Annotated in this window: 19 protein-coding genes; 15 read left to right on the top strand and 4 right to left on the bottom strand. The window is 72.7% G+C overall.

Annotated elements, in window-relative coordinates; translation table 11 throughout:
- The first annotated feature begins 18 nt into the window (after positions 1 to 18).
- The 4 genes from AB0G16_RS00840 (at position 19) to AB0G16_RS00855 (ending at position 6324) form a co-directional block, all read left to right on the top strand.
- The gene (locus AB0G16_RS00840; protein ID WP_362797012.1) at positions 19 to 1305 is read left to right on the top strand and encodes a beta-ketoacyl-[acyl-carrier-protein] synthase family protein; all 1287 of its coding nucleotides are present in this window, start codon (positions 19 to 21) and stop codon (positions 1303 to 1305) included.
- Between the two features lie 248 nt (positions 1306 to 1553).
- Positions 1554 to 3281: an ABC transporter ATP-binding protein gene (locus tag AB0G16_RS00845; RefSeq protein WP_362797013.1), complete on the top strand. Its 1728-nt coding sequence runs from the start codon at positions 1554 to 1556 to the stop codon at positions 3279 to 3281.
- Positions 3282 to 3691: 410 nt separating this feature from the next.
- Positions 3692 to 5347 carry a urocanate hydratase gene (gene hutU, locus AB0G16_RS00850; RefSeq protein ID WP_362797014.1) on the top strand — a complete coding sequence of 552 codons (1656 nt, stop codon included), beginning with the start codon at positions 3692 to 3694 and terminating at the stop codon, positions 5345 to 5347.
- A gap of 152 nt (positions 5348 to 5499) precedes the next feature.
- Entirely contained in the window at positions 5500 to 6324 is an 825-nt protein-coding gene (locus AB0G16_RS00855; RefSeq protein WP_362797015.1) for a MurR/RpiR family transcriptional regulator, read from the top strand.
- A gap of 131 nt (positions 6325 to 6455) precedes the next feature.
- Here AB0G16_RS00855 and AB0G16_RS00860 read toward each other — a convergent pair whose 3' ends face one another.
- The 3 genes from AB0G16_RS00860 to AB0G16_RS00870 all read right to left on the bottom strand — a co-directional run bounded on the left by AB0G16_RS00860 (position 6456) and on the right by AB0G16_RS00870 (position 8832).
- A complete protein-coding gene (locus AB0G16_RS00860; protein WP_362797016.1) occupies positions 6456 to 7205 on the bottom strand; it encodes an ABC transporter permease in 750 nt (249 codons plus the stop codon).
- Between the two features lie 15 nt (positions 7206 to 7220).
- Positions 7221 to 8180 carry an ATP-binding cassette domain-containing protein gene (locus AB0G16_RS00865; RefSeq protein WP_362797017.1) on the bottom strand — a complete coding sequence of 320 codons (960 nt, stop codon included), beginning with the start codon at positions 8178 to 8180 and terminating at the stop codon, positions 7221 to 7223.
- A 121-nt stretch (positions 8181 to 8301) separates the two neighbouring features.
- A complete protein-coding gene (locus AB0G16_RS00870) occupies positions 8302 to 8832 on the bottom strand; it encodes a PadR family transcriptional regulator (RefSeq protein WP_362797018.1) in 531 nt (176 codons plus the stop codon).
- Between the two features lie 37 nt (positions 8833 to 8869).
- On the opposite strand from AB0G16_RS00870, the gene AB0G16_RS00875 reads away from it, so the two are divergent.
- From AB0G16_RS00875 to AB0G16_RS00900, 6 genes are all read left to right on the top strand, one after another.
- Complete coding sequence (locus tag AB0G16_RS00875) at positions 8870 to 9199, top strand: hypothetical protein (RefSeq protein WP_362797019.1); 330 nt, start codon at positions 8870 to 8872, stop codon at positions 9197 to 9199.
- A gap of 84 nt (positions 9200 to 9283) precedes the next feature.
- A complete protein-coding gene (locus AB0G16_RS00880) occupies positions 9284 to 9970 on the top strand; it encodes an SDR family oxidoreductase (protein ID WP_362797020.1) in 687 nt (228 codons plus the stop codon).
- 106 nt (positions 9971 to 10076) lie between these two features.
- Complete coding sequence (locus tag AB0G16_RS00885; RefSeq protein ID WP_362797137.1) at positions 10077 to 11240, top strand: allantoate amidohydrolase; 1164 nt, start codon at positions 10077 to 10079, stop codon at positions 11238 to 11240.
- Complete coding sequence (locus tag AB0G16_RS00890; protein ID WP_362797021.1) at positions 11228 to 12589, top strand: formimidoylglutamate deiminase; 1362 nt, start codon at positions 11228 to 11230, stop codon at positions 12587 to 12589. The genes AB0G16_RS00885 and AB0G16_RS00890 overlap by 13 nt, the downstream gene beginning before the upstream one ends.
- A complete protein-coding gene (hutI, locus tag AB0G16_RS00895) occupies positions 12586 to 13758 on the top strand; it encodes an imidazolonepropionase (protein ID WP_362797022.1) in 1173 nt (390 codons plus the stop codon). Before AB0G16_RS00890 ends, hutI begins: the two co-directional genes overlap by 4 nt.
- Positions 13759 to 13954: 196 nt before the next feature.
- Entirely contained in the window at positions 13955 to 14893 is a 939-nt protein-coding gene (locus AB0G16_RS00900; RefSeq protein ID WP_362797023.1) for a sigma-70 family RNA polymerase sigma factor, read from the top strand.
- A gap of 535 nt (positions 14894 to 15428) precedes the next feature.
- Here the strand turns inward: AB0G16_RS00900 and AB0G16_RS00905 are convergent.
- The gene (locus AB0G16_RS00905; protein WP_362797024.1) at positions 15429 to 16070 is read right to left on the bottom strand and encodes a GNAT family N-acetyltransferase; all 642 of its coding nucleotides are present in this window, start codon (positions 16068 to 16070) and stop codon (positions 15429 to 15431) included.
- A gap of 89 nt (positions 16071 to 16159) precedes the next feature.
- Here AB0G16_RS00905 and AB0G16_RS00910 point away from each other — a divergent pair, with 89 nt between their 5' ends.
- The 5 genes from AB0G16_RS00910 to AB0G16_RS00930 all read left to right on the top strand — a co-directional run bounded on the left by AB0G16_RS00910 (position 16160) and on the right by AB0G16_RS00930 (position 23731).
- The gene (locus tag AB0G16_RS00910; RefSeq protein ID WP_362797025.1) at positions 16160 to 16600 is read left to right on the top strand and encodes a MarR family transcriptional regulator; all 441 of its coding nucleotides are present in this window, start codon (positions 16160 to 16162) and stop codon (positions 16598 to 16600) included.
- Between the two features lie 168 nt (positions 16601 to 16768).
- Positions 16769 to 18991: a glycoside hydrolase family 9 protein gene (locus AB0G16_RS00915; RefSeq protein ID WP_362797139.1), complete on the top strand. Its 2223-nt coding sequence runs from the start codon at positions 16769 to 16771 to the stop codon at positions 18989 to 18991.
- 802 nt (positions 18992 to 19793) lie between these two features.
- Positions 19794 to 21107, top strand: a complete 1314-nt coding sequence (locus AB0G16_RS00920) for an ammonium transporter (RefSeq protein WP_362797026.1) — start codon at positions 19794 to 19796, stop codon at positions 21105 to 21107.
- Positions 21104 to 21442 carry a P-II family nitrogen regulator gene (locus AB0G16_RS00925; RefSeq protein WP_344888200.1) on the top strand — a complete coding sequence of 113 codons (339 nt, stop codon included), beginning with the start codon at positions 21104 to 21106 and terminating at the stop codon, positions 21440 to 21442. The genes AB0G16_RS00920 and AB0G16_RS00925 overlap by 4 nt, the downstream gene beginning before the upstream one ends.
- A gap of 3 nt (positions 21443 to 21445) precedes the next feature.
- On the top strand, positions 21446 to 23731 hold the full coding sequence (locus AB0G16_RS00930) for a [protein-PII] uridylyltransferase (protein WP_362797027.1): 2286 nt from the start codon (positions 21446 to 21448) through the stop codon (positions 23729 to 23731).
- Positions 23732 to 23800 lie beyond the last annotated feature (69 nt).

Below are 23800 nucleotides of genomic sequence, written 5' to 3' on the forward strand. Positions count from 1 at the left end.
CGGCATGGTGACGGCGCGGTGACGCGGGTCGTCGTCACCGGGATGGGCGTCAAGAGCCCGGCGGGCAACACGACCGCGGACGTCCTCGCCGCGGTGCTCGCGGGCGCCTCGCTCGCCACCGAGATCCCCGGGCTGGCCGACGCGGGGGTGCCGGTCACGATCGGGTGCCCGCTGGCGCCGTTCGAGCCGCTCGACTACTTCGGCGAGCGTGAGCTGAGGACGCTCGACCGTACCGCCCGGATCGGTCTCGCCGCGGCGATCGACGCCGTCACCGACGCCGCCGTCGACGGCGTCGACGGCGTCAGCGGCGTCAGGGGTGGCAGCGGCGGCAGCGTCGTCGTCGACGGCGGTCTGCCCGGCGAGAGGTGCGGGGTCTACCTGGGCACGGGCGGGGGCGGGTTCGCCACCCTGGAGAACCTGATCGTGGGGCACACGCTGGGCAGGGAGAAGGTCCCCGTCCACGCGGTCCCGTCGCTGATGTCCAGCTCGACCGCCTCGCGCATCGCGATCAGGTACGGCTTCCGCGGCCCCTGCCTGACCTTCAACACCGCCTGCGCCAGCGGGGCCACCGCGATCGGCGAGGCGCTGCGGGCGATCCGCTCCGGGGTGGTCGACTCCGCGGTCGCCGGCGGTCTGGACGCGCTGCTCTCCCCGCTCGCCATGCACGCCTTCGCCCGCGTCGGCGCGCTGTCGGAGCGGACCCACGCGCCCGCGCGGGCGTGCCGGCCGTTCGACGCCGACCGGGACGGCTTCGTCATGGGGGAGGGGGCGGCGTTCCTCGTCCTGGAGCGCGCCGACCTCGCCCGGGCGCGTGGGGCCCGCGTCCACGGCGAGGTCGCCGGGTACGGGGCCAACTGCGACGCGAACCACATCGTGGCGCCGCTGCGGGACGGTTCGGTCGCGGCCGAGTGCATGCGCGCGGCCCTGCGCGACGCCGGGCTCGGTCCCGCCGACATCGGTCACGTCAACGCGCACGGCACCTCGACCCCGCACAACGACAGCGCCGAGGCCGCGGCCCTGCACGCCTGCTTCGACGGGGCCAGGCCCGTCGTGACCTCGACCAAGGGCGTGACCGGGCACCTCGTCGGCGGCGCCGGGGCGCTGGAGGCGGTCATCGCCCTGCTGGCGGCCCGGGAGGGGCTGGTCCCGCCGACCGCCAACTTCACCGGCGGCCCCGAGGCCGACCTCCTCGACATCGTCCACGGCGAGCCCCGGCCCGTCCCCGCCGCCCCGGTGCTGTCCAACTCCTTCGGTTTCGGGGGCAGCAACGCCTGCCTGGTCCTGAACCCCGCGCCGCGCTCCTGACCGTCCCGTAGCGCCCACCTCCCCGTCCGGCGCGCCCACCTGCGCGTCCACGCCCGTGTCCGGTGTGTCCACGTCCATGTCCACACCCCTTTGTGTCAATTGAAGTTGACGACACCCGCTCAGTCAACTTATGTTGACGCCATCGATTCCCGTCCGCGGGACAAGGACGAAACGCCCGGAGTGAGCACATGCGCGGTAGACAGGAAGGGCGGCCGAAGGCCGATCATGTCGTTTCAGAGGGGGTCGCATTGCCCGAGACCGCGTCCTGGCGGCTGCTGGTCGACTACGTACGGCCGCACCGCCGGGCACTGCTGCTGGGCGGGACGCTCACCCTGGTGGGCTCGCTGGCCGGGCTCGCGATGCCGCTGCTGGCCAAGGCGGTCATCGACGCCTTCGGCGAGCGCGGCTCCCTGCTCGGCCCGGTGCTGGGCCTGACCGCCGCCGTGATCGCGGGCGCGGCCATCGGCGCGCTGGGCAACTACGTGATGGAGCGGATGGGCGAGGGCATCGTCTTCTCGGCCCGCCGCCGCCTGGTCGACCGGATCCTGCGGCTGCGGGTGTCGGAGGTCGACCGGCTCAAGCCCGGGGACCTGATGTCCCGGGTCACCTCCGACACCACGCTGCTGCGGGCGGTGTTCACCAACGGCGTGGTCGAGATGGTCAGCTCGGTGTTCATGCTGATCGGCGCCATCGTGCTGATGGCGATCATGGACGGGCTGCTGCTCCTCATCACGCTCGGCGTGCTGGTCCTGGTCGGCGGGATGGTCGGCCTGATCATGCCCCGCATCCGGGAGGCGTCCGTGCAGGCGCAGGCCGCGGTCGGCGAGATGGGCGCGGTGCTGGACCGGGTGCTCCAGGCGTTCCGTACGGTCAAGGCCAGCGGCGCCGAGGGACGGGAGATCGCCACGGTGGGCGCGGCGGCCCGCGAGGCGCGCGACCGGGGGATCGCCGTCGCCTGGCTCAACTCCATCGCCGGCATCTCGGCGTGGGTCTCGGCGCAGCTCGCCTTCGTGGCCGTGCTCGGCGTGGGCGGTGCCCGCGTCGCCTCCGGCTCGCTGGAGGTCTCCTCGCTGATCGCCTTCCTGCTCTACCTGTTCTACCTGGTGGCCCCCATCGGCCAGCTCGTCCAGGGCGTCACGCAGCTGCAAAACGGCCTGGCCGCGGCCGAGCGGATCCGCGAGATCGAGGAGCTGCCCGCCGAGGCGGCGGACGGCGCGGTCTACCGGGCGGGAGGGGAGCCGGCCGGCGTCGTCTTCGAGGGGGTGGCCTTCCGCTACGGCGGCGACCGGCCGGTCGTCCACGACGACGTCTCCTTCGAGGTGCCCGCGGGCGGCCTGACCGCGCTGGTGGGCCCCTCCGGGGCGGGCAAGTCCACGGTCTTCTCCCTGCTGGAGAGGTTCTACGAGCGGCAGGCCGGGTCGATCAGGATCGACGGCCGCGACATCGAGGACTGGCCGCTGGCCGAGCTGCGCGCCTGCCTCGGGTACGTCGAGCAGGACGCGCCGGTGCTGGACGGCACCCTCAGGGAGAACCTGGTCTTCGCCGCGCCCGATGTGGACGAGGCCGCCATCAGGCGGGTGCTCGCCCGCACCCACCTCGAGGACCTGGTCTCCCGCCTCCCCGAGGGTCTGGACACCAGGGTCGGGCACCGTGGGATCATGCTCTCCGGCGGCGAGCGCCAGCGGGTCGCCATCGCCCGGGCCCTGCTGCGCGGCCCCCGGCTGCTCCTGCTGGACGAGGCCACCTCCCAGCTCGACGCGGTCAACGAGCTGCGGCTGCGCGAGGTGATCGCAGAGGTGGCGTCGGAGACGACCGTCCTGGTGATCGCCCACCGTCTCTCCACGGTGACCGGAGCCGGCCGGATCGTGGTCATGGAGGCCGGCCGGGTGCGGGCCGTGGGCACCCACGACGAGCTGCTCGCCGACGACGCCCTCTACCGTGAGCTGGCCGCCACCCAGTTCCTGCTGCCCACCTGAGCGCCCCGGCCGTCCCCGTCGCCCCGCCCGGCCCGCCGCCCCGCGCGACCGGCCGCGCGGGGCGGCGGGTGAACGCATCGCACGGTCATCGGCTCGGTTGTGCAAATTAATATCGTCCAAAAAGAATAATGCGGACATTGGTCCGGCGAGTTGATTCGCCGTCCGGTGAACCGGGCATCCCGCCAGTGCGAAGCCTCTCCTTCGCACCGGGGCGCCCATCGGGCGCGCGCCGCATTCGATCTCCCGACCCCGTCCGTGCGGGACGAGAGCCGGGGCGTGACGATCGTTACGGCTACCACCAGGGGTGTCGTGGGCGCGCTTGCCCGCGGCACCCCGTCCCTGGGTTGACCCGCGGTCCCCGCGTGACCAAGTATGAATGCGTTCATTCATCTCCGATGGGGAGGTCGGGCATGACCGGCAGCAGGGTTGTGCGCGCGCCGCGCGGTACCACGCTCACCGCCAAGGGGTGGCCGCAGGAGGCCGCGCTCCGCATGATCCAGAACAATCTGGACCCCGAGGTCGCCGAGCATCCGGAGGAGCTCGTCGTCTACGGCGGCTCGGGAAAGGCCGCCCGCGACTGGCGGTCCTTCGACGCGATCACACGCACCCTGACGACCCTGGAGGGCGACGAGACGCTGCTGGTGCAGTCCGGCCGTCCCGTCGGCGTGTTCCGCACCCACGAGTGGGCCCCGCGGGTGCTCATCGCCAACTCCAACCTGGTGCCCGACTGGGCGAACTGGGAGGAGTTCCGGCGGCTGGAGGCCGCCGGGCTGACCATGTACGGGCAGATGACCGCCGGTTCCTGGATCTACATCGGCACCCAGGGCATCCTGCAGGGCACCTACGAGACCTTCGGCGCCGTCGCCGCCAAGCGGTTCGGCGGCAGCCTGGCGGGCACGATCACGCTGACCGCCGGGCTGGGCGGCATGGGCGGCGCCCAGCCGCTGGCCGTGACCATGAACGGCGGCGTCGTGATCTGCGTCGACTGCGACCCCCGGTCGATCGACCGGCGCATCGAGCACCGCTACCTGGACGTCCGCGCCGCCGACCTGGACGAGGCGCTGCGCCTGGCGTACGACGCCCGTGACCGGCGCGAGCCGTTGAGCATCGGCGTGGAGGGCAACGCGGCCGAGATCGTGCCCGAGCTGCTGCGCAGGGGCGCCGAGATCGACGTCGTCACCGACCAGACCTCCGCCCACGACCCGCTCATGTACCTGCCGGCCGGCGTCGCCTTCGAGGACATGGCCGACGAGCGCGCCAAGGACCCGGCCGGTTTCACCCTCAGGGCGCGCGAGTCGATGGCCGCGCACGTGGAGGCCATGGTCGGCTTCCAGGACGCCGGAGCCGAGGTCTTCGACTACGGCAACTCGATCCGGGGGGAGGCGCGGCTCGCGGGCTACACGCGCGCGTTCGACTTCCCCGGCTTCGTGCCCGCCTACATCCGGCCGCTGTTCTGCGAGGGCAAGGGGCCGTTCCGCTGGGCCGCGCTGTCGGGGTCGGCCTCCGACATCGCCAGGACCGACCGCGCGATCCTGGAGCTGTTCCCCGACAACGAGCCGCTCGCCCGGTGGATCCGGCTGGCGGGGGAGAAGGTCCACTTCCAGGGCCTGCCCGCCCGCATCTGCTGGCTCGGCTACGGCGAGCGCCACCTGGCCGGGGAGCGGTTCAACGACATGGTCGCCTCCGGGGAGATCGAGGCCCCGCTGGTGATCGGCCGCGACCATCTCGACTGCGGGAGCGTCGCGAGCCCGTACCGGGAGACCGAGGGCATGGCCGACGGCTCCGACGCGATCGCCGACTGGCCGCTGCTGAACGCCATGCTGAACGTCGCCTCCGGCGCCGCGTGGGTCTCCATCCACCACGGCGGCGGGGTCGGCATCGGCCGCTCCATCCACGCCGGCCAGGTCACGGTCGCCGACGGCACCCGGCTCGCCGCCGAGAAGCTGGAGCGGGTCCTCACCAACGACCCGGGCACCGGGGTCATCCGTCACGTCGACGCCGGGTACGACGAGGCCGCCGTCGTGGCCTCCGAGCGGGGCGTGCGCGTCCCGATGCGCGAGTCCTGACGGTCCGGGCCACGAGTCCCGCCGGCCGGGCGGGACGACGCCGCGCCCGGCGGGGACACGCGGGCGTCCCGGCCGGGTACGCGAGCGGGGCGGGGGAAGGCCCGTGGGGCGGGAGGGGAATGCGGGTGGGTCACCGAGCGGTTGGAGGGGGCGTGGCGGAGGGACTCGACCGGTTTCTGGAGGGGCGGCGGCTCTCGCCCGCGCAGCGGCGGATCGCGCGCTACCTGGGTGACCACCTGTCCGAGGCCATCTTCCTGTCCAGCGTGGAGCTCGCCGAGCGCGCCGGGGTGAGCCAGCCGTCGGTGACCCGGTTCGCGATGGTGCTCGGCTTCGCGGGCTACCCCGAGCTCCGGCAGGCGCTGCGGCCGCTGGTCGTGGGCGGGCGGAGCCCGTCGCGGTCCAACGGCCTGCAGGCCGCGATCGACGCGGAGATCGACAACCTGCGGAGCGTACGCGAGGCGCTGGCCGACCCCTCCGACCTCGTGGGACTGGGCACCGCCCTGGCCGGATGCGAACCCCTGCCCGTGCTGGGCCTGCGGGTCTCCAGCGGCCTGGCCACCACGTTCGCCTACTTCGCCCGCCGGATCCACCCCGACGTCCGCCTGCTCACCCACGGCGGGTCGGAACTGGCCGACGGCCTGCACGCCGCGCGCCGGGCGGGGGCCGGCTGGCTGCTGGCGGTGGTCCTGCCCCGCTACCCGGCCGAGGCCGTGCGGGCCCTCCTCGCCGCCCGCGAGCTGGGCCTGCGCGTCGCCGTGATCACCGACCGGCAGGACGTGCCGTTCGAGGCGGACGTGGTCCTGGCCGCCCCCGTGGGCGAGCGGCTCGTCTTCGACTCGCACGCGGCGCCCCTGGCCCTGGCCATGGTGCTGGTCGAGGCCATGGCCGACGCCGCGCCGCTGCGTACCCAGGCCCGGCTGGAGGAGTACGAGCGGATGACCGAGCAGGCGCGGGTCTTCACCGAGCACCTCGGCTGACGCTCCGGCCGTCCCGCCTGAACCGGCCGACCGGGCCCGCCGGCCGACCGGGCCCGCCGGCCGACCGGGCCCGCCGGATGGCCGGATCGGCGGGGCCGGCCGGGGTCGCGGGGCCGGCCGGGTGCGCCGCCCTACCCCGCGAGCCGCCTCATCGAGCCGACGGACCAGCGCAGGCTGATCGCGGACAGGGCCAGGACGAGACCGAAGGCCAGGGGGATCGAGCCGTCGGAGAAGTCACCGGCGAACAGCGCCCGGCCCGCCTCGACCGCGTGGTAGAGCGGGTTGAACTGCGCGACCACCCGCATCCAGTCGGGGGCCAGCGACATGGGCAGCATGATGCCGGTGAGCAGGATCAGCGGCATCGCGAAGAACTGCATGATCTGCGACATGCCGTTCTCGTCGCGCAACGCCAGCGCCGTGCCGTACGACAGGCCGGAGGCGAGCAGCCCGGTGGCGGCCATCAGCACCAGCATGAGCGCCAGCCCCGGCAGGCTGGCCCGCATGCCCATCAGCGCGGCCAGCCCGATCACCAGCAGCGCCTGGACGACCAGCACGATCATGTCGCGCAGGCTGCGGCCCAGCACGATCGCGGGACGCCGGGCGGCGCTGACGGCGAGCCGTTCCAGGTAGCCGTTGCGGATCTCGCCGATCATGCCGAAGCCCACGAAGAGCGAGCCGAACAGGGCGATCATCATCATCACACCGGGGGTGAACATCCGCAGCGTGTCGGCCATGGTGCCGCCCACACCGGTGTTGGCCACCAGCGGCGCGAACAGGAGCAGGTACAGGACGGGCTGCAGCAGGCCGAACAGCGGCCAGACCGGATTGCGCAGGGTGGCCCTGAGCTCGTAGCCCAGGAACAGCATCGTGTGTCGGAACATGGGGGTCCTCGTCGTTCAGTTCGCGTCGCGCAGGGAGCGGCCGGTGTGGCGCAGGAACACGTCGTCGAGCGTGGCCCGGTCCAGGGAGATCGACCGGATCGGCAGCCCGCCGGCCTCCAGGACGCGGAGCAGCGCGGGCAGGTTGTGCTCCCCGTCGTCGAGGTAGGCGCGCAGGACGTCCTCCTCCTGGCGGACCTCCCTGACGTAGGGCTCGGCGTCCAGGAGCGTCCGGGCCTCGGGGAGCCGGTCGAGGCGGAGCGTGACGACGTCGCCCGCGACCTCCTTCTTGAGCTCGGCGGGGGTGCCCTCCGCGACGACGCGGCCGTGGTCGATGATGACCAGCCGGTCGCAGAGCGCGTCGGCCTCCTCCAGGTAGTGGGTGGTCAGCAGCACGCTGGTGCCCCGCTCGCGCAGGGAGCGCACCTCGTCCCACAGGTGGGCGCGGTTCTGCGGGTCCAGGCCGGTGGTCGGCTCGTCGAGGAAGAACAGCGGCGGGTGGTTGACCAGGCCGAGGGCGAGGGAGAACCTGCGCTTCTGCCCGCCCGAGAGCGTCCGTACGGGCCGGTCGGCGAGCTCGGCCAGGTCGAAGGCGGCCAGCAGCTCCTCGCAGCGGGCCTTCGCCCGCGCGCGGGACAGGCCGCCGATCCGGGCGGCGAGGATCAGGCCGTCGCGGCCGGGGGCGTTCTCGTCCACGCCGCCTCCCTGGCCGACGTAACCGATCCTCTCCCGGACCCTGGCCGCCTCGGTGACCACGTCGTGGCCCGCCACCCGGGCGGTGCCGGAGGTGGGGGTCACCAGGGTGGCGAGCATCCGGATCGTGGTGGTCTTGCCCGCGCCGTTGGGGCCGAGGAAGGCGAAGATCTCGCCCTCGGCGACGGACAGGTCGACGCCCTTGACGGCCTCGACCTCCTGGGGGGCGCCTCTGCCGCGCCGGGCGGTGAAGGTCTTGCGCAGGTCGTGCGCTTCGATGATCATGACTCTCCGTCGTGTGGGGGTGCGGAAGGGGGGCCGGGGGCGGTCACGCGGACCCGGCCGGTCCTGCGGTCCGGTGATCCTCCGGCCGCTCCGGTGCGCCGGTACACGGCGCGGGCGGGGCTCAGGGCAGCTTGCCGGACCTGACGTCGCCGACGGTCTCCTCGATCCAGTCGAGCTGCGCCTGGAACTGGCGGATGTTGAGCCGCAGGCACTCGTCGACGTGCCGGGGGGCCCCGTAGGCCTGCTTGCCGCCGAGGGCGCGCTCCATCATCGAGATGGACGCCCGCAGCTGCTCGACCCTCGCCTCCATGGCGTTGACCAGGTCGGCGGTGGGGAGCCGGTCCATGAAGGTGAGCGCGACCTGGAAGGGGTCGATGATCGGCTTCACGAACCACCAGCTGTTCATCAGCTGCTGGTGGAAGTCGGCCCGCCCGGCCTCGGTGACGCCGTAGACGGTCTTGCCGCCCCTGCCCTGTTCGACGACCTCCAGCAACCCTTCCTCGGCCATCTTGGCCAGGCCGTGGTAGATCGAGCCGTAGGCCACGTTGGCCCAGGTGTCGGCGCCCCAGAGTTCGAGGCGGCGCCGTACCTCGTAGCCGTGCAGGGGGCCGTCGAGCAGGACGCCGAGCAGCAGGGTGCGGGTGGAGGACATACTCAAATTTGTATTCAAGTTTGAGTATGATGTCAACATGCGAGAGATCAGACGTGAAGACGACGGCGCCCTGCTGGGCTTCGTCCGCCCCTCCGGTGAGGGGTGGGAGCCCCTGACCGTGTTCGGCTACCCGCTGGGAGAGCCCCGTCCGGAGGCGGACGCGCTGGAGGAGGTTCACCGGTCCGGGCTGGAGGCGCTGATGGGTCCCTGGCTGTTCCTGGAGGAGGGGGAGTGGTACCGGTGTGTGATCGTCGAGGCGGCGGCGGACGCGGTCAGGGTCCGCCCGACCGACATCGGGTATCCGCGCGAGAACGTCCTCGCGGTGACGCTGGAGCGTCCCGGGCCCGAGACGTTCCGCCCCGGGTGATCCGGGTGATCCGGGTGATCTGGGTGAGCAGGGTGATCCGGGTGGCCGGGGAGGACGACCGGTGGTCCGAGTAGGGTGATCGTCATGTCCGAACGCCCCGTCGCGCTGGTCACCGGCGCCTCCCGGGGGGTCGGCGCCGCGATCGCCCGCGCCCTGGCCCCTTCCCACGATCTGCTGCTCGGCGGCCGCGATGGCGAGGCGCTGGCCTCGGTGGCCTCCGGCCTGCCCGGCGCCCGCCCCTGGCCGGTGGAGCTCACCGCCGTCACCGAGGCCGACGTCGCCGGCGTCGACCGGCTCGACGTGCTCGTGCACAGTGCCGGGGTGGTGACCCTGGGCCGCGTCGAGGAGACCCCGGCCGAGGTGTGGCGCCGCACGATGGAGGTCAACCTGATCGCGGTGGCCGAGCTGACCCGGCTGCTGCTCCCCGCGCTCCGTGCGGCCGGCGGTCACGTGGTGCTGATCAACTCCGGTTCGGGGCAGCGGACCAGCCCGGGCTGGGGCTCGTACTCGGCCAGCAAGTACGCGCTGCGCGCCTTCGCCGACGTGCTCCGCCAGGAGGAGCCGGGCCTGCGGGTGACGACGATCTACCCGGGGCGGGTCGACACCGACATGCAGCGCGGGGTGCGCGAACAGGAGGGCGGCCCGTACCAGCGGGAGAAGTACCTGGAGGCGGACTCGGTGGCCCGGGCGGCGCTGGCGGCGCTGACCGCGTCCCCCGACGCCCACGTCACCGAGATCACCGTCCGGCCCGCCGCGGGGCCGCCGAGCTGAGCGCGGGTCCCGGACCCCGGGGCGCCCTCCCGGAAGGACGAGGTCTGGGGGGGCGGGGGTCGCCAATGAATGAGTTCATTCACATAATGGGAGGGTGTTCGACGAGATGTGGGGTGCCATCGAGCACCTCGGACGCGACGACCGGACCGGTGGCTACCTGCGGGACGCCTGGTCACCCGCCGACCTGGAACTGCGGCTCTGGTTCGAGCAGGAGGCGGCCGGGCGCGGCCTCGACACCCGGCAGGACCGCAACGGCAACCTGTGGGCCTGGTGGGGCGACCCCTCGGCGAGCCCCGGAGTGGTCACCGGCAGCCACCTCGACTCGGTACGCCAGGGCGGCGCCTTCGACGGCCCCCTCGGCGTGGTGTCGGCCTTCGCCGCCCTCGACCTGCTGCGGGCCGGGGACTTCCGGCCCGCCCGGCCGCTGGGGATCGCCTGCTTCACCGACGAGGAGGGCGCCCGCTTCGGCGTCCCGTGCATCGGCTCCCGCCTGCTGACCGGCGTCCTCGACCCCGGCAGGGCCCGCGCCCTGACCGACGACGAGGGCGACTCGCTGGCCGAGGTGCTGCGCCGCGCCGGACGCGACCCCGAGGAGCTGGGCCGCGACGAGGAGACCCTGCGCCACATCGGCGTCTTCGTCGAACTCCACGTCGAGCAGGGCCGGGACCTGGTCCACCGGGACGCGCCGGTCGGCGTCGCCTCGGCCATCTGGCCGCACGGCCGCTGGCGCTTCGACTTCCACGGCCAGGCCAACCACGCGGGCACCACCCGCCTGGCCGACCGCGACGACCCGATGCTGCCCTTCGCCCGTACCGTGCTGCACGCCCGCCAGGCCGCCGAGCGCGGCGGCGTCGTCGCCACCTTCGGCAGGACGCGCGTGTCGCCCAACAACGCCAACGCCGTCCCCGGCCTGGTCAGCGCCTGGCTGGACGCCAGGGGCGGCGACGAGGACGCGGTCAGGGCACTGGTCGCCGAGGTCGCCGAGTTCTCCGGGGCCGAGGTCACCGCCGAGTCCTGGACCCCGCTCGTCGACTTCGACGCGGCCCTGCGGGAGCGGATCGCCGCCGTCGCCGGGGGCGCCCCCGTCCTGGTGACCGGCGCCGGGCACGACGCCGGGATCCTCGCGTCCGCGGGTGTGCCCGGCGCGATGGTGTTCGTCCGCAATCCGACGGGCATCTCTCACTCTCCGGAAGAACACGCCGAGAGGGCGGACTGCCACGCCGGGGTCGCCGCCCTCGCCGCCGTCCTGGAGGACCTGTGCGGGAGTTGACCTACTGGTGCGAGCTGGCCTGGCTGCCACCGGGCCGGGCCGTCGCGGGCGTGCTCGTCACGGTCACGGACACGGTGATCACCCGGATCGGCACCGGGACGGCGTCCCCGCCCCCCGGAGCCGTCCGCCTGGCGGGCCTGACCCTGCCTGGCCTGGCGAACGCCCACTCCCACGCCTTCCACCGCGCCCTGCGCGGGGCGACGCAGCGCGAGAGCGGCACCTTCTGGACCTGGCGCGAGCGGATGTACGCCGTGGCCGGGACACTCGACCCCGACTCCTACCTCGCCCTCGCCAGGGCGACCTTCGCCGAGATGGCGCTGGCCGGGATCACCTGCGTGGGGGAGTTCCACTACCTGCACCACGCCCCGGGCGGCAGGCCGTACGACGACCCGAACGTCATGGGACACGTGCTCGTGCGGGCGGCGCGCGAGGCCGGGCTGCGCATCGCGCTGCTGGACGCCTGCTACCTGACCGGGGGCGCCGGCGTCCCGCTGAGCGGCGTCCAGCTCCGGTTCGGCGACGGCGACGCCGAACGCTGGGCCGCGCGGGTGGAGGACCTCGCGGCTCACTACCGGGGCGAGCGGGACGTGGAGATCGGCGTGGCCGTGCACTCGGTCCGCGCGGTCCCGGCCGGCCAGATCCCCGTGGTGGCCGACGTCTCCAGGCGCCACGCCGTACCGCTGCACGCCCACGTCTCCGAGCAGCGGGCCGAGAACACCGCCTGCGAGGAGGCGTACGGCATGAGCCCGGTACGGCTGCTGGAGACCCACGGCGCGCTCGGGCCCCGCACGACCGCGGTGCACGCCACGCACCTGTCGGAGGCCGACATCGCGCTGCTCGGCGGCTCCGGCACCCGCGTGTGCATGTGCCCGACGACCGAGCGCGACCTCGCCGACGGCATCGGCCCGGCCAGGACGCTGTCCGGCGCGGGATCGCCGATCACGCTCGGCTCGGACAGCCACGCGGTCGTCGACCTGTTCGAGGAGGCCCGCGCGGTCGAGCTGAACGAACGGCTGGCCAGCGAGCGGCGCGGCCACTGGCCGGCCGCGGAGCTGCTGCACGCCGCCACGGCCGCCGGGCACGACTCGCTCGGCTTCCCCGGCGCGGGCGTGCTCGTCCCCGGCGCCTGGGCCGACCTGGTCTCGGTACGCCTGGACTCGGTCCGCACGGCCGGCGCCGACCCCGGGCACCTCGCCGAGACCGTGATCTTCGCCGCCACCGCCGCCGACGTGCACTCCGTGGTCTCGGGCGGTCGTCGCGTGGTCTCGGACGGGCGCCACGTCCTGGGCGACGTCGGAACCATGCTGGCCGGGGCGATCGCCACGACACGACGGGAGAGCGCGTCATGAGGAGCGAGGAACGGCGGGCCGGGAGCACGCTGTTCGACCGCATCGGGCTGCTCTACACGGGCGACCCCGCGCGGGAGGAGATCCACGACGCCGCGCTGGTGGTCGAGGACGGCCACGTGGCGTGGGTCGGGCACGCCGGATCGGCTCCCGACGCCGACGAGCGGATCGACGTGGACGGCCGCTGCGTGGTCCCGGGCTTCGTCGACAGCCACGCCCACCTCGTCTTCGCGGGCGACCGTACGGCCGAGTTCGCCGCCCGCATGACCGGCCGCCCCTACACGGCGGGCGGGATCCGCACCACGGTCTCGGCGACCCGCGCCGCCTCCGACGCCGAGCTGGTGGCGCGCACCGCCACGCTGGTCGCCGAGATGCTCGCGCAGGGGACGACCACGGTCGAGATCAAGAGCGGGTACGGCCTCACGGTCGAGGACGAGCGCCGCTCCCTGGAGATCGCGGGCGGGTTCACCACGGAGACCACCTACCTGGGCGCCCACGTCGTCCCGCCGGACGCCTCCTCGGCCGAGGAGTACGTCCGCCTCGTCACCGGGGAGATGCTCAAGGCGTGCGCGCCGCACGCCCGCTGGGTCGACGTGTTCTGCGAGCGCGGGGCCTTCGACGCCGACGCGTCCAGGGAGATCCTGCGGGCCGGGATGGGAGCGGGGCTGATGCCGCGCGTCCACGCCAACCAGCTCGGCCCCGGGCCCGGCGTGCGCCTCGCCGCCGAGGTGGGCGCCGCCTCGGCCGATCACTGCACCCACCTGACCGACGAGGACGTCTCGATCCTGGCCTCGTCGGGCGTGGTGGCCACCCTGCTGCCCGGCGCCGAGTTCTCCACCCGTTCCCCCTACCCGGACGCCCGCCGCCTGCTGGACGCCGGGGTGACGGTCGCGCTGGCCACCGACTGCAACCCCGGCTCCTCCTTCACCTCCTCCATGCCGTTCTGCGTGGCGCTGGCCGTCCGCGAGATGGGGATGACGCCGGTGGAGGCGATCAGGGCCGCCACCCACGGCGGGGCCGGGGCGCTGCGCCGGGGCGACATCGGCACGCTGCGGGTGGGGACCCGGGGAGACCTGGTGATCCTGGACGCCCCGACCTACGTCCACCTCGCCTACCGGCCGGGAGTGCCGCTGGTGACGCAGGTGTGGAAGGACGGCCGCCGCCTGGTCTGACCGGGCTTCTCCGGGATCGTCGGGGTATGGGAGGCATCCTCCTTGAGGAGGAATTCAGAACCATTCTTCCGGCCGACTTCTTGAGGGAATCTTTGCCATGATCCGCCCGTTGAAAAGACAAGCGATGTGTCCGCACGCCGGGGTGTCGAACGAGCGGGTGGGCACGTCATAAGCAGGCGGAGCGAGGTGCCATCGGATGGCAAGGCCGACGGGGAATCGGACGCAGGATCAGCACGTCTCGGATCGGGACCTGCTCGGGACCTACCTGGCGGAGATCGGCCGGGTGCCCCTGCTCACCGCGGAGCAGGAGGTCGAGCTCGCCAAGCGGATCGAGGCGGGTCTCTTCGCGGAGCAGTTGCTGGACGGTGGGTCGACGGAGCCGCGGATAGCGGACGCCGCCGATGAGGAGCTCGAACGACTGGCTGTTTCCGGGCAACGGGCCAAGGACGAATTCATCCAGGCCAATCTACGTCTTGTGGTGGCCGTCGCGCGCAAATATTCCGGACGGGGTATGCCGCTGATCGATCTGGTCCAGGAGGGCAACCTGGGCCTGGTGCGCGCGGTCGAGAAGTTCGACTACCGGCGCGGCTACAAGTTCTCCACCTACGCCACCTGGTGGATCAGGCAGTCCGTGGGACGCGCCATCCACGAGCAGGCCCGCCCGGTGCGCCTGCCCACCCACGCCGGGGAGCAGATGACCAGGCTGATGCGGGTCCGCCGGGACATGCTGGCCGAGTTCGACCAGGAGCCGACCGACGCCGACCTGGCCGCGGTGCTGGAGCTTCCCATCGAGCGGGTGCGCGAGCTCCGGCGCTGGGCCTCCGACCCCGTCTCGCTGCAGCTCGGCGTGGGGGACGAGGACGAGACCGAGCTCGGTGACATGATCGCCGACGACACGTGGGCCGACCCCGAGCAGCAGGCCATGGACATCCTGGAGCGCGAGCGCCTGGAGGAGTGGCTGACCGGGCTGGAGGGGCAGACCCGCGAGATGCTGCGCTGGCGGTACGGCCTGATGGACGGCCGCGAGCACACGCTCACCGAGGTCGGCGAGCGCTACGGCATCGGGCGTGACCGCGCCCGGCGCATCGAGCGCGACGCGCTGGCCCGGCTGCGCAAGATGGCCACGGCCGCCTGAGCGACTTCCGATCCGGCACGGTCCCTTTGCGGACCGTGCCGGATTCCCGCTTCACCGGTGCCGCCGGCCGGTCGCCCGTCCCCGGCGCCCGACAGCCGGCCGTCACGCCGAGCCGATCACGGAAGGCTTGAACGATCAGAAGCGATGCGGCACGGGCCCACCTGGGCGTGAAACTCGCCACGATGCCCGGGGTGCGACGGGTGCGCCGTCCTGTGACGGCTTGTCGAAAACCCCGAGATCCGGTGTCGTCACGGGTGGCCGGTGTTCGTGGTCGTGCGGAGCGGGTGTCGTCACGGGTGGCCGGTGTTCGTGGCCGCTGCGGTGGGCGGGTGTTCCGGCCGGCCGTCTCGGTGGAGGTCTGGTGGTTTCGGCCTCCGGCCGTTCGGGCGCGGTGGTTGCGGGCTCTTATACGCCGGCCGGAACACCCGCCCACCTCCGCTTTCACGGTGCCGGTCGGCGAGGGTGCGGGCCGTAGTGACTCTCCTTCGGGCCCCCGAGAGGGCTGTGGGTGGCTGAAGCGATCCGTACGGGTCCTTCAGGGCGGGTCGCCGTAGCTGAAGCGCCGGTGCGGGAAGGAGCGCAGGGCCAGGCCGGGTGAGGCCGGGGCCTGCGTCGGTTCCTCGTTCTGAGCTGTTCGGTCGGGGGCGCGCAGGGGACGGACGCGTACGGTGTTGCGAATGGGCTCACCGGCTTGTTCGTCGGTGTACTCGGTGACCTTGACATAACCGTGCTCGTCGTAGAGGCGGTTCAGTTCGGGGCTGCCGGCCCAGTGGTCCAGGGCGAGCGCGGGGGCGCCGTGTGACCGGGCGAGCCGTTCGGCCTCTTTCAGCAGGGCCGCGCCGGCGCCGCGGCCGCCGGGGCCGCGATCGGTCATCACGGTGTGGATGAACATCGACCCGTCGGGCACGGTGCCCGCGGGGATTCGCGGCGGGACCGTGAGGGCGGCGGCCAGCATTCCGACGCAGCGGCCGTCTCGTTCGGCCATCGTGACGACGTTCCGGCGTGCCCAGTCGGCGACCCGGCCGGGGAAGCCGGGGATGTGGGAGAACGGCACCGTTCCCCACTGTTCCGGCCGGCCTCGGGCGATGAGCCAGGCGTGGACGGAGTCCATCAGGACCAGCAGGGCCGTGACGTCGTCGGCCGTCGCCGGTCGAAGGCCGGGGGAGGATCGTGGCATCGCGGTCTCCGGGAGGGTTAGGCTTCAGGCGATCTGTTTAATTCAACTTTCTAAGGATTAGATTGTCAAAGCACTCCAGGGTTCAGGCTGTGGCGAGGGCCGTTCAGGACCTGCAGGACGCCACCGATCTCATCGACGAGCTGGCGGCCCGGCGCCTTGGTGTCAACCGCACCGACCTGAGGTGCCTGAGCCGGTTGACCGCGCGCGGCTCGCTCACCGCGAGCGAGCTCGCGTCCGCCGCCGGGCTCACCGGGGGCGCCACCACCACCGCCATCGACCGTCTGGAACGGGCCGGGCTGGCCGAACGGGTCCGTGACACGGCCGACCGGCGCCGCGTGCTGGTGCACCTGACCGAACGGGGCCGAGGGGCCGTTCAGGAGATCTGGGGGCCGATCGCCGACGACGCCCAGGCCGAGCTTCTCCGGTTCGGCGTCACCGAGCTCGAACTCATCGAGACGTTCCTGCGCCACGCGTTGCGCAACCAGGCCCGGCACGCCGCCCGCCTGCGCGGAGAGACCGAGGGGAGCTGACCGCCGGGCCGGGCAGAAATTTTCGTGAAAGTTACAAAACCATTCGGCGGCAACGACGCTGTGAGCTGCGCGGAACGATTTCGGCGATGGCGGCGGCTGTCTCTTCCCGGCCTGGGGTTCCAAGATGTGAAGCCCGCACAGCACAGGTCGAGAGGACTCCGTGTGAACATGTCAGGCCGGATGCGGCTATCGGCGGCGGCCCTGGCCGCCGCCCTGGCCGCGGTTTCGATCACCGCGGCCGCCACCACAGGGACCGCCCACGCCGTCGTACGACCGGCGCTCGGCCAGAACATCAAGGTCAACCAGGTCGCCTACGCACCCGGCGCGGCCAAGCAGGCGACCGTGATCAGCAGTTCGGGATCGCCGCTTGCCTGGAGCCTGCTGGACGGTTCCGACCAGGTGGTGGCCAGTGGCACCACGACCGTCTTCGGCGCCGACTCCCGCTCCGGCGACTCCGTCCACAAGATCGACTTCTCGTCCTACACCGGGACCGGCACCGGCTACGCGCTGACCGTGAACAACGAGTCCAGCCACCCCTTCGACATCGGCACCGCCGCCTGGAAGAAGCTGCCCTACGACGCGCTGGCGTTCTTCTACCACCAGCGCAGCGGCATCGCGATCACCTCCCAGTACGCCGGCGGCAGCCAGTACGCCCGCGCGGCCGGCCACCTGAACGTCTCCCCCAACCAGGGCGACAACAACGTGCCGTGCCGCAGCGACTGCGGCTACCGGCTGGACGTGCGCGGCGGCTGGTACGACGCCGGCGACCACGGCAAGTACGTGGTCAACGGCGGCATGTCCGTCTGGCAGCTGGTCAACGCCTACGAGCGGGCCAAGAACGTCCCCGGCGCCGACACCGGCGCCTTCGCCGACGGCACCATGTCCATCCCCGAGCGCGCCAACGGCGTGCCCGACATCCTGGACGAGGCCCGCTGGGAGATCGACTTCCTGCTGAAGATGCAGGTCCCCGACGGCCGTCCGCTGGCCGGCATGGCCCACCACAAGATCCACGACGCCGACTGGACCGGGCTGCCGCTGCTGCCCGCCCAGGACCCCCAGGCCCGGGTGCTGTCGCCGCCCAGCACCGCCGCCACCCTGAACCTGGCCGCCGCGGCCGCCCAGTGCGCCCGGGTGTGGGCGTCCGTCGACTCGGCGTTCTCCGCCCGCTGCCTGACCGCGGCCGAGAAGGCCTACGCCGCGGCCAAGGCCAACCCCTCGCGGTTCGCCCCGGCCTCCGACGGCACCGGGGGCGGCTCCTACGCCGACGGCAAGGTGACCGACGAGTTCTACTGGGCCGCCGCCGAGCTGTACGCCACCACCGGCAAGCAGGCCTACCGCACCGACCTGACCTCCTCCTCGCTGTACTACGGGCGCAGTTTCAGCAATGAGGGCGCCCTGTGGGCCGAGGTCGGCAGCCTGGGCGACATCACCCTGGCGCTGGTGCCCAACGGCCTGACCTCCTCCATCGGCCAGCAGTTGCGGGCCTCCTTCGTCTCGGCCGCCGACGGCCTGCTGACCGTGATGCGCGGCCAGGGCTACCCGGTGCCCTTCCAGCCGCCCGGCGGCGGTTACATCTGGGGGTCCAACAACCTGATCCTCAACAACACCGTCGTGCTGGCGCTGGCCCACGACTTCACCGGCGCCGAGCGGTTCCGCACCGGGGTGTTCGAGACGATGGCGTACCAGCTCGGCCGCAACCCGACGGGCTATTCCTACGTCACCGGCTACGGCGACAAGCCCGCCCGCAACGTCCACCACCGGTTCTGGGCCAACCAGATCAACTCCTCCCTGCCCATCGCCCCGCCCGGCGCCCTGGCCGGCGGCCCCAACAGCGGCCTGGAGGACCCGGTCGCCCAGCAGCGCCTCAGCGGCTGCCGGCCGCAGAAGTGCTACCTGGACGACATCGACGCCTGGTCGGTGAACGAGGTCGCCGTCAACTGGAACGCGGTCCTGGCCTGGGTCAGTGCCTGGACGGCGGAGAAGGCCGGTGGCGCCGATCCCAGCCCGACGCCCACCCCCACTCCCACTCCGACGCCCACTCCGACGCCCACTCCGACTCCGACGCCTACCCCGACCCCGACGCCGGGCGGTAAGGCCTGTGCCGCGACCTACACCGTCACCAACCAGTGGCCCGGCGGCTTCGGGGCCGGCGTCGAGGTGAAGAACACCGGCGCCGGCGCGCTCACCGGCTGGACCGTCGCGTGGACCTTCGCCGGCGGCCAGACCATCACCCAGCTGTGGGGCGGCTCGCACACCGTGAGCGGTCCGGCCGTCACCGTGGCCAACCTGTCCTGGAACGGCGCGCTGTCCCCGGGGGGGACCACCTCCTTCGGTTTCAACGGCAACGGGGCCAACACCGTCCCCGCCGCGGTGACCTGCACCGCCAGGTAACCGGGACAGGGGGAGACCCGCCGGTGCGGAGCCGAGTCCGTTCCGCACCGGCGTGGACCTCGTCGTGAGGTCGCCCTGGGCTCCGATCCTCGTGCCGGCGCCGGGGCGACCGGCACCCGGTGACGCGACGCCGGGTGCTCGCCCCCGATGGGGGCACGACCCCGTCCGGGGCCGGTGCCGCAAGGGCGGCTTCCACGCCGGCACGACCCGCGACCGTCCTGAGCCGCGACGACGGCGTCCTCCCCGGTCATGGAACAGCGCCGCGCCGGCGGCCGGGGCCTTGGAGCACCGTTCTTCCGCCATCGTGAGGCGCCGGGCCGCCCACCGGTGATCACAGGACCGAAACGCCCGGAGCGGGGCCACGGGTGACCGAAAAGGCCGGTGGGTGCTTCCGGGCACGATCCAGGAAACCGGGCAGGCCGGTCGTTCCCGGACGATCGTCCCGTCCGAGTTCTCGCCGGTCGTCCCGGGTACGGTGGGCCGCTTCCCTGGGTAGGGAAGAGATGGCCACCGTGGAGTCCGGTCGCCCGTGGTCGTCCGGGCTCTCGGGGATCCCGGGGGAAGTGCTCACCGTGACGTTCTTCGGGCCATCTGGAAGCCAAGCCACGTATGGTCCGAAACTCTCCCGAAACACCGCGGAGTCGAGATTCACAGACGCGAAACACACAAGGTCGCACCCTGAAACCGTGGAAGAACACGCTGTGGCGCAACGTCAGTGCGCGGCCGGTCGATGGAGCCCAGGAAGCGATCACTGCGACCGTGAAACCGGCCACACGCCATTTGTAAGGGAGGGTCGCGTCGAATGAAGATCGATGGCGGCACCACTGCCTGGATGCTCACAGCCACCGCGCTGGTGTTGCTGATGACGCCGGGTCTCGCGTTCTTCTACGGGGGAATGACCAGGGCCAAGAGTGTCCTGAACATGATGATGATGTCGTTCGCCAGCCTCGTCACCGTGACCGTCGCGTGGGTGCTGTACGGGCACTCGCTGACCTTCACGGACAACGGCAGCGAGCTCGTCAACAAGTTCGTCGGCGGCTTCGACGCCCTGGGCCTGCAGAGCCTGGTCGACACCGCCACCAAGGACGACGGGACCGGCATGCCGAGCCTGGTGTTCTCGGCCTTCCAGCTCACCTTCGCGATCATCACCGTGGCGCTGATCAGCGGTGCCATCGCCGACCGCGCCAAGTTCGGCGCCTGGGTGCTGTTCACCGTGGTCTGGGCGACGATCGTCTACTTCCCCGTGGCCCACTGGGTCTGGGGCAACGGCTGGCTGTTCAACCTCGGCATCGAGGACTTCGCCGGCGGGACCGTGGTCCACATCAACGCGGGAGCCGCGGCGCTGGCCCTCGCCCTCGTGATCGGCAAGCGCGCCGGGTGGCGCAAGGAGCCGATGCGGCCGCACAACCTCACCCTGGTCCTGCTGGGTGCCGGCCTGCTGTGGTTCGGCTGGTTCGGCTTCAACGCCGGCTCCGAGCTCGCGCCCGACCGCATCGCCGGTCTGGCCTTCATGAACACCCAGATCGCCGCGGCGGTCGCCGCCGGTTCCTGGATCCTGGTCGAGAAGATTCGCGACGGGCACGCCACCAGCCTCGGTGTCGCCTCCGGCGCCATCGCCGGCCTGGTCGCCATCACCCCGGCCTGTGGTTTCGTCGACCCCTGGGCGGCCATGGTCATCGGCCTGCTGGCCGGCGCGGCCTGCGCGTTCGCGGTGGGCCTGAAGTACCGGTTCGGCTACGACGACTCCCTCGACGTGGTCGGCGTGCACCTGGTCGGCGGTGTGGTCGGCGCGGTCGCCCTGGGCTTCCTCGCCGCCTACCCCGCCCTCGAGCAGCAGAGCACGGGCCTGTTCTACGGTGGCGGTCTCAAGCAGCTCGGCCTGCAGGTCCTCGGCCCGGTCGTGGTCGGCGCGTACTCCTTCATCGTGACCTGGATCATCGCGAAGGTCATCGATAAGGTGATGGGCTTCCGGATCGGCGCCGAGGAGGAGATCACCGGCGTCGACATCACCTCCCACGCCGAGACCGGTTACGACCTCGGTACCATCCACTCCTCGGGTGTGGCCGCCGTCAACGGTCCGGTCACCACCCCGGCGTCTAAGAAGGTGGACGCATGAGACTCATCACCGCGATCATCAAGCCGTTCAAGCTCGATGACGTGAAAGCGGCCCTGGAGCAGTTCGGGGTCAAGGGAATGACGGTCAGCGAGGCCAGCGGCTACGGCCGCCAGCGCGGGCACACCGAGGTCTACCGGGGGGCGGAGTACCAGGTCGACCTGGTGCCCAAGGTCCGCCTGGAGGTGCTCGCCGAGGAGGAGGACGCCGACGACGTGATCGACGTCATCGTCAAGGCCGCGCAGACCGGCAAGATCGGTGACGGCAAGGTCTGGTCCGTCCCGGTGGACACGGTGATCCGGGTCCGCACCGGGGAACGCGGACCCGAGGCGCTCTAGCCGGTGAGAGGCGACACTCGCTCGTACGCCGCGGCCCGCAGGGAGCGGGCCGCGGACGTCGACCGCTGGCTGACGGACCTGGTCCGGACCGCCTGCGGCACGCCGTACGGGCCGGGCGGGGGAACGACGAGGAGCGACGAGCGCGGTGTCCTCGGCACCCTGAGCGGGGTCGCGCTCGTCGCGGTCGGGAGCCTGGGGCGCTCCGAGCTCGCCCCCGGCAGCGACCTGGACCTGGTCCTGCTGCACGACGGCCGGGACGACGTGGCGCGCATCGCCGACCGGATCTGGTACCCGATCTGGGACTCCGGGGTGGGGCTGGATCACTCGGTGCGGACGGTGGACGAGGCGGCCAAGGTCGCCAGGGAGGACCTCAAGGCGGTCCTCGGGCTGATCCAGGCGCGGCACGTCGCGGGGGATCCGGAGCTGACGCGGTCGGCCCGCGAGATCGTGCTCGCCGAGTGGCGGGCCGACTCCCGGCGTCGCCTGGGCGAGCTGCGCGACGCCTCGGACAAGCGGGCCGAGGCGAGCGGGGAGCTGGCGTTCCTGCTGGAGCCCGACCTCAAGGACGCCCGCGGCGGCCTGCGCGACGTGCAGGCGATGCAGGCGGTCGCGGCCGCCTGGGTCGCCTCGGCTCCTGGGCCCAGGGTCCGCGAGGCGTACGAGATCCTGCTCGACGTCCGGCACGGCCTGCACCTGGTGACCGCGCGCGGCGCCGACCGGCTGGTGCTGCAGGAGCAGGACGCGGTGGCCGGGATGCTCGGGCTGCTCGACGCCGAGGCCCTGATGCGCAGGCTCGCCGAGGCGGCCAGGACGATCGGGCACTCCTTCGACGCCACCTGGCGTACCGTCGACCGGCTGCTGGCCGGGCCCGCGCCGCGCGGACGGCGCCCGCTGGCCGACGGGGTCGTCGAGCACGGCGGGGAGGTCGTGCTCGCCCGCGGGGTCGACCCGCGTACGGACCCGGTCCTGGTTCTGCGCGCCGCCGCGGCGGCGGCCGAGGCCGGGCTGCCGCTGGCGCCCGCCACGGTCACCACGCTGGCCGCGCAGTCGCCGCCGCTGCCCGTCCCCTGGCCCGACGAGGCGCGTGACGCGCTGGTGGCGCTGCTGGGGGCGGGGCGCGCCGCCGTGCCGGTCTGGGAGGAGCTGGACCAGGCGGGGATGCTGGTCCGTCTGCTGCCCGACTGGGAGCGGGTCCGGTACCGCCCGCAGCGCAACCCGGTGCACCGCTACACCGTCGACCGGCATCTGATCGAGACCGCGGCCGGGGCGGCGTCGTTCACCCGCGAGGTCTCGCGGCCGGACCTGCTGCTCATCTCGGCGCTGCTGCACGACATCGGCAAGGGCTATCCCGGTGACCACTCCACCACCGGTGCCGTGGTCGCCCGCGACATCGGCACCCGGATGGGCCTGTCCGCGGCGGACGTGGACGTCCTGGAGACCGTGGTCCGCCATCACCTGCTGCTGCCGGAGACCGCGACCCGCCGTGACCTGGACGATCCGGTGACCATCTCCCGGGTGGCCGGGGCGGTCGGCTCGCGCGAGGTCCTCGAACTGCTGGCGGCCCTGGCCGTGGCCGACGGCCACGCCACGGGACCGGCCGCCTGGAACTCCTGGAAGGCCTCGCTGGTCGCCGACCTGGTGCGCCGGGTCCGTTCGGCGCTCTCGGGCACCCCGCTGCGGCCGGCGCCCTCGCTCTCGGTGGAGCAGGCGTCCCTGGCCCGCCACGGCGGCGGGGCCGTGCGGGTCAACGGGGGAGCGGTAACCGTGGTCGCGCCGGACCGTTCCGGGCTGCTCTGGCGTGCCGCCGGGGTGCTGGCCGCGCACCGGATGGTGGTCCGCGCCGCCTCGGCGGCCTCGGCCGGGGCGACGGCCGTGATCGAGTTCTCGGTGATCCCCGAGTACGGCTCCCCGCCCGATCCGGCCACGCTGGAGGCCGATCTGCGGCTGGTCCTGGCCGGCAGGCTCGACATCGAGCAGCGCCTGGCCAGGAGGACCAGGTCGATGCGCCCGGCCCGGGTGCCGGTGGCGCCGCCCCGGGTGAACCTGGTGGACGACGCCTCGAACACCGCGACCGTCGTCGAGGTACGGGCCCATGACCGTCCGGGGCTTTTGTGGCGGATAGGTAGAGCATTTGGTGAATGTGGCCTTGACGTACGGGCCGCCCGTGTGGAGACTCTCGGCGCAGAGGCGGTTGACGTCTTCTACGTGGTCGACAGAGCCGGTCGCCCCCTGACCGACGAGGTCCAGAGGGCACAGGTACGGGATCAGGTGCTGGCCGCCCTGCGCTGAGCGGGGCGGTCCTTTCTCGTCGCCTTCGTAACGATTAAAGTCGATATGTCGGTTTTGCTGATTCTTTTG

Origin of the sequence: Streptosporangium sp. NPDC023615, assembly GCF_040640155.1 — a bacterium.
Lineage (GTDB): Bacteria > Actinomycetota > Actinomycetes > Streptosporangiales > Streptosporangiaceae > Streptosporangium.

What these genes read in the sequence shown, in the direction of transcription:
- AB0G16_RS00900 (WP_362797023.1), top strand. Translation starts at nt 13,955, where the DNA reads ATGGCAAGGCCGACGGGGAATCGGACGCAGGATCAGCACGTCTCGGAT.
- AB0G16_RS00865 (WP_362797017.1), bottom strand. Translation starts at nt 8,180, where the DNA reads ATGATCATCGAAGCGCACGACCTGCGCAAGACCTTCACCGCCCGGCGC.
- AB0G16_RS00875 (WP_362797019.1), top strand. Translation starts at nt 8,870, where the DNA reads ATGCGAGAGATCAGACGTGAAGACGACGGCGCCCTGCTGGGCTTCGTC.
- AB0G16_RS00870 (WP_362797018.1), bottom strand. Translation starts at nt 8,832, where the DNA reads ATGTCCTCCACCCGCACCCTGCTGCTCGGCGTCCTGCTCGACGGCCCC.
- AB0G16_RS00920 (WP_362797026.1), top strand. Translation starts at nt 19,794, where the DNA reads ATGAAGATCGATGGCGGCACCACTGCCTGGATGCTCACAGCCACCGCG.
- AB0G16_RS00885 (WP_362797137.1), top strand. Translation starts at nt 10,077, where the DNA reads ATGTGGGGTGCCATCGAGCACCTCGGACGCGACGACCGGACCGGTGGC.
- hutI (WP_362797022.1), top strand. Translation starts at nt 12,586, where the DNA reads ATGAGGAGCGAGGAACGGCGGGCCGGGAGCACGCTGTTCGACCGCATC.
- hutU (WP_362797014.1), top strand. Translation starts at nt 3,692, where the DNA reads ATGACCGGCAGCAGGGTTGTGCGCGCGCCGCGCGGTACCACGCTCACC.
- AB0G16_RS00925 (WP_344888200.1), top strand. Translation starts at nt 21,104, where the DNA reads ATGAGACTCATCACCGCGATCATCAAGCCGTTCAAGCTCGATGACGTG.
- AB0G16_RS00905 (WP_362797024.1), bottom strand. Translation starts at nt 16,070, where the DNA reads ATGCCACGATCCTCCCCCGGCCTTCGACCGGCGACGGCCGACGACGTC.
- AB0G16_RS00915 (WP_362797139.1), top strand. Translation starts at nt 16,769, where the DNA reads ATGTCAGGCCGGATGCGGCTATCGGCGGCGGCCCTGGCCGCCGCCCTG.
- AB0G16_RS00860 (WP_362797016.1), bottom strand. Translation starts at nt 7,205, where the DNA reads ATGTTCCGACACACGATGCTGTTCCTGGGCTACGAGCTCAGGGCCACC.
- AB0G16_RS00880 (WP_362797020.1), top strand. Translation starts at nt 9,284, where the DNA reads ATGTCCGAACGCCCCGTCGCGCTGGTCACCGGCGCCTCCCGGGGGGTC.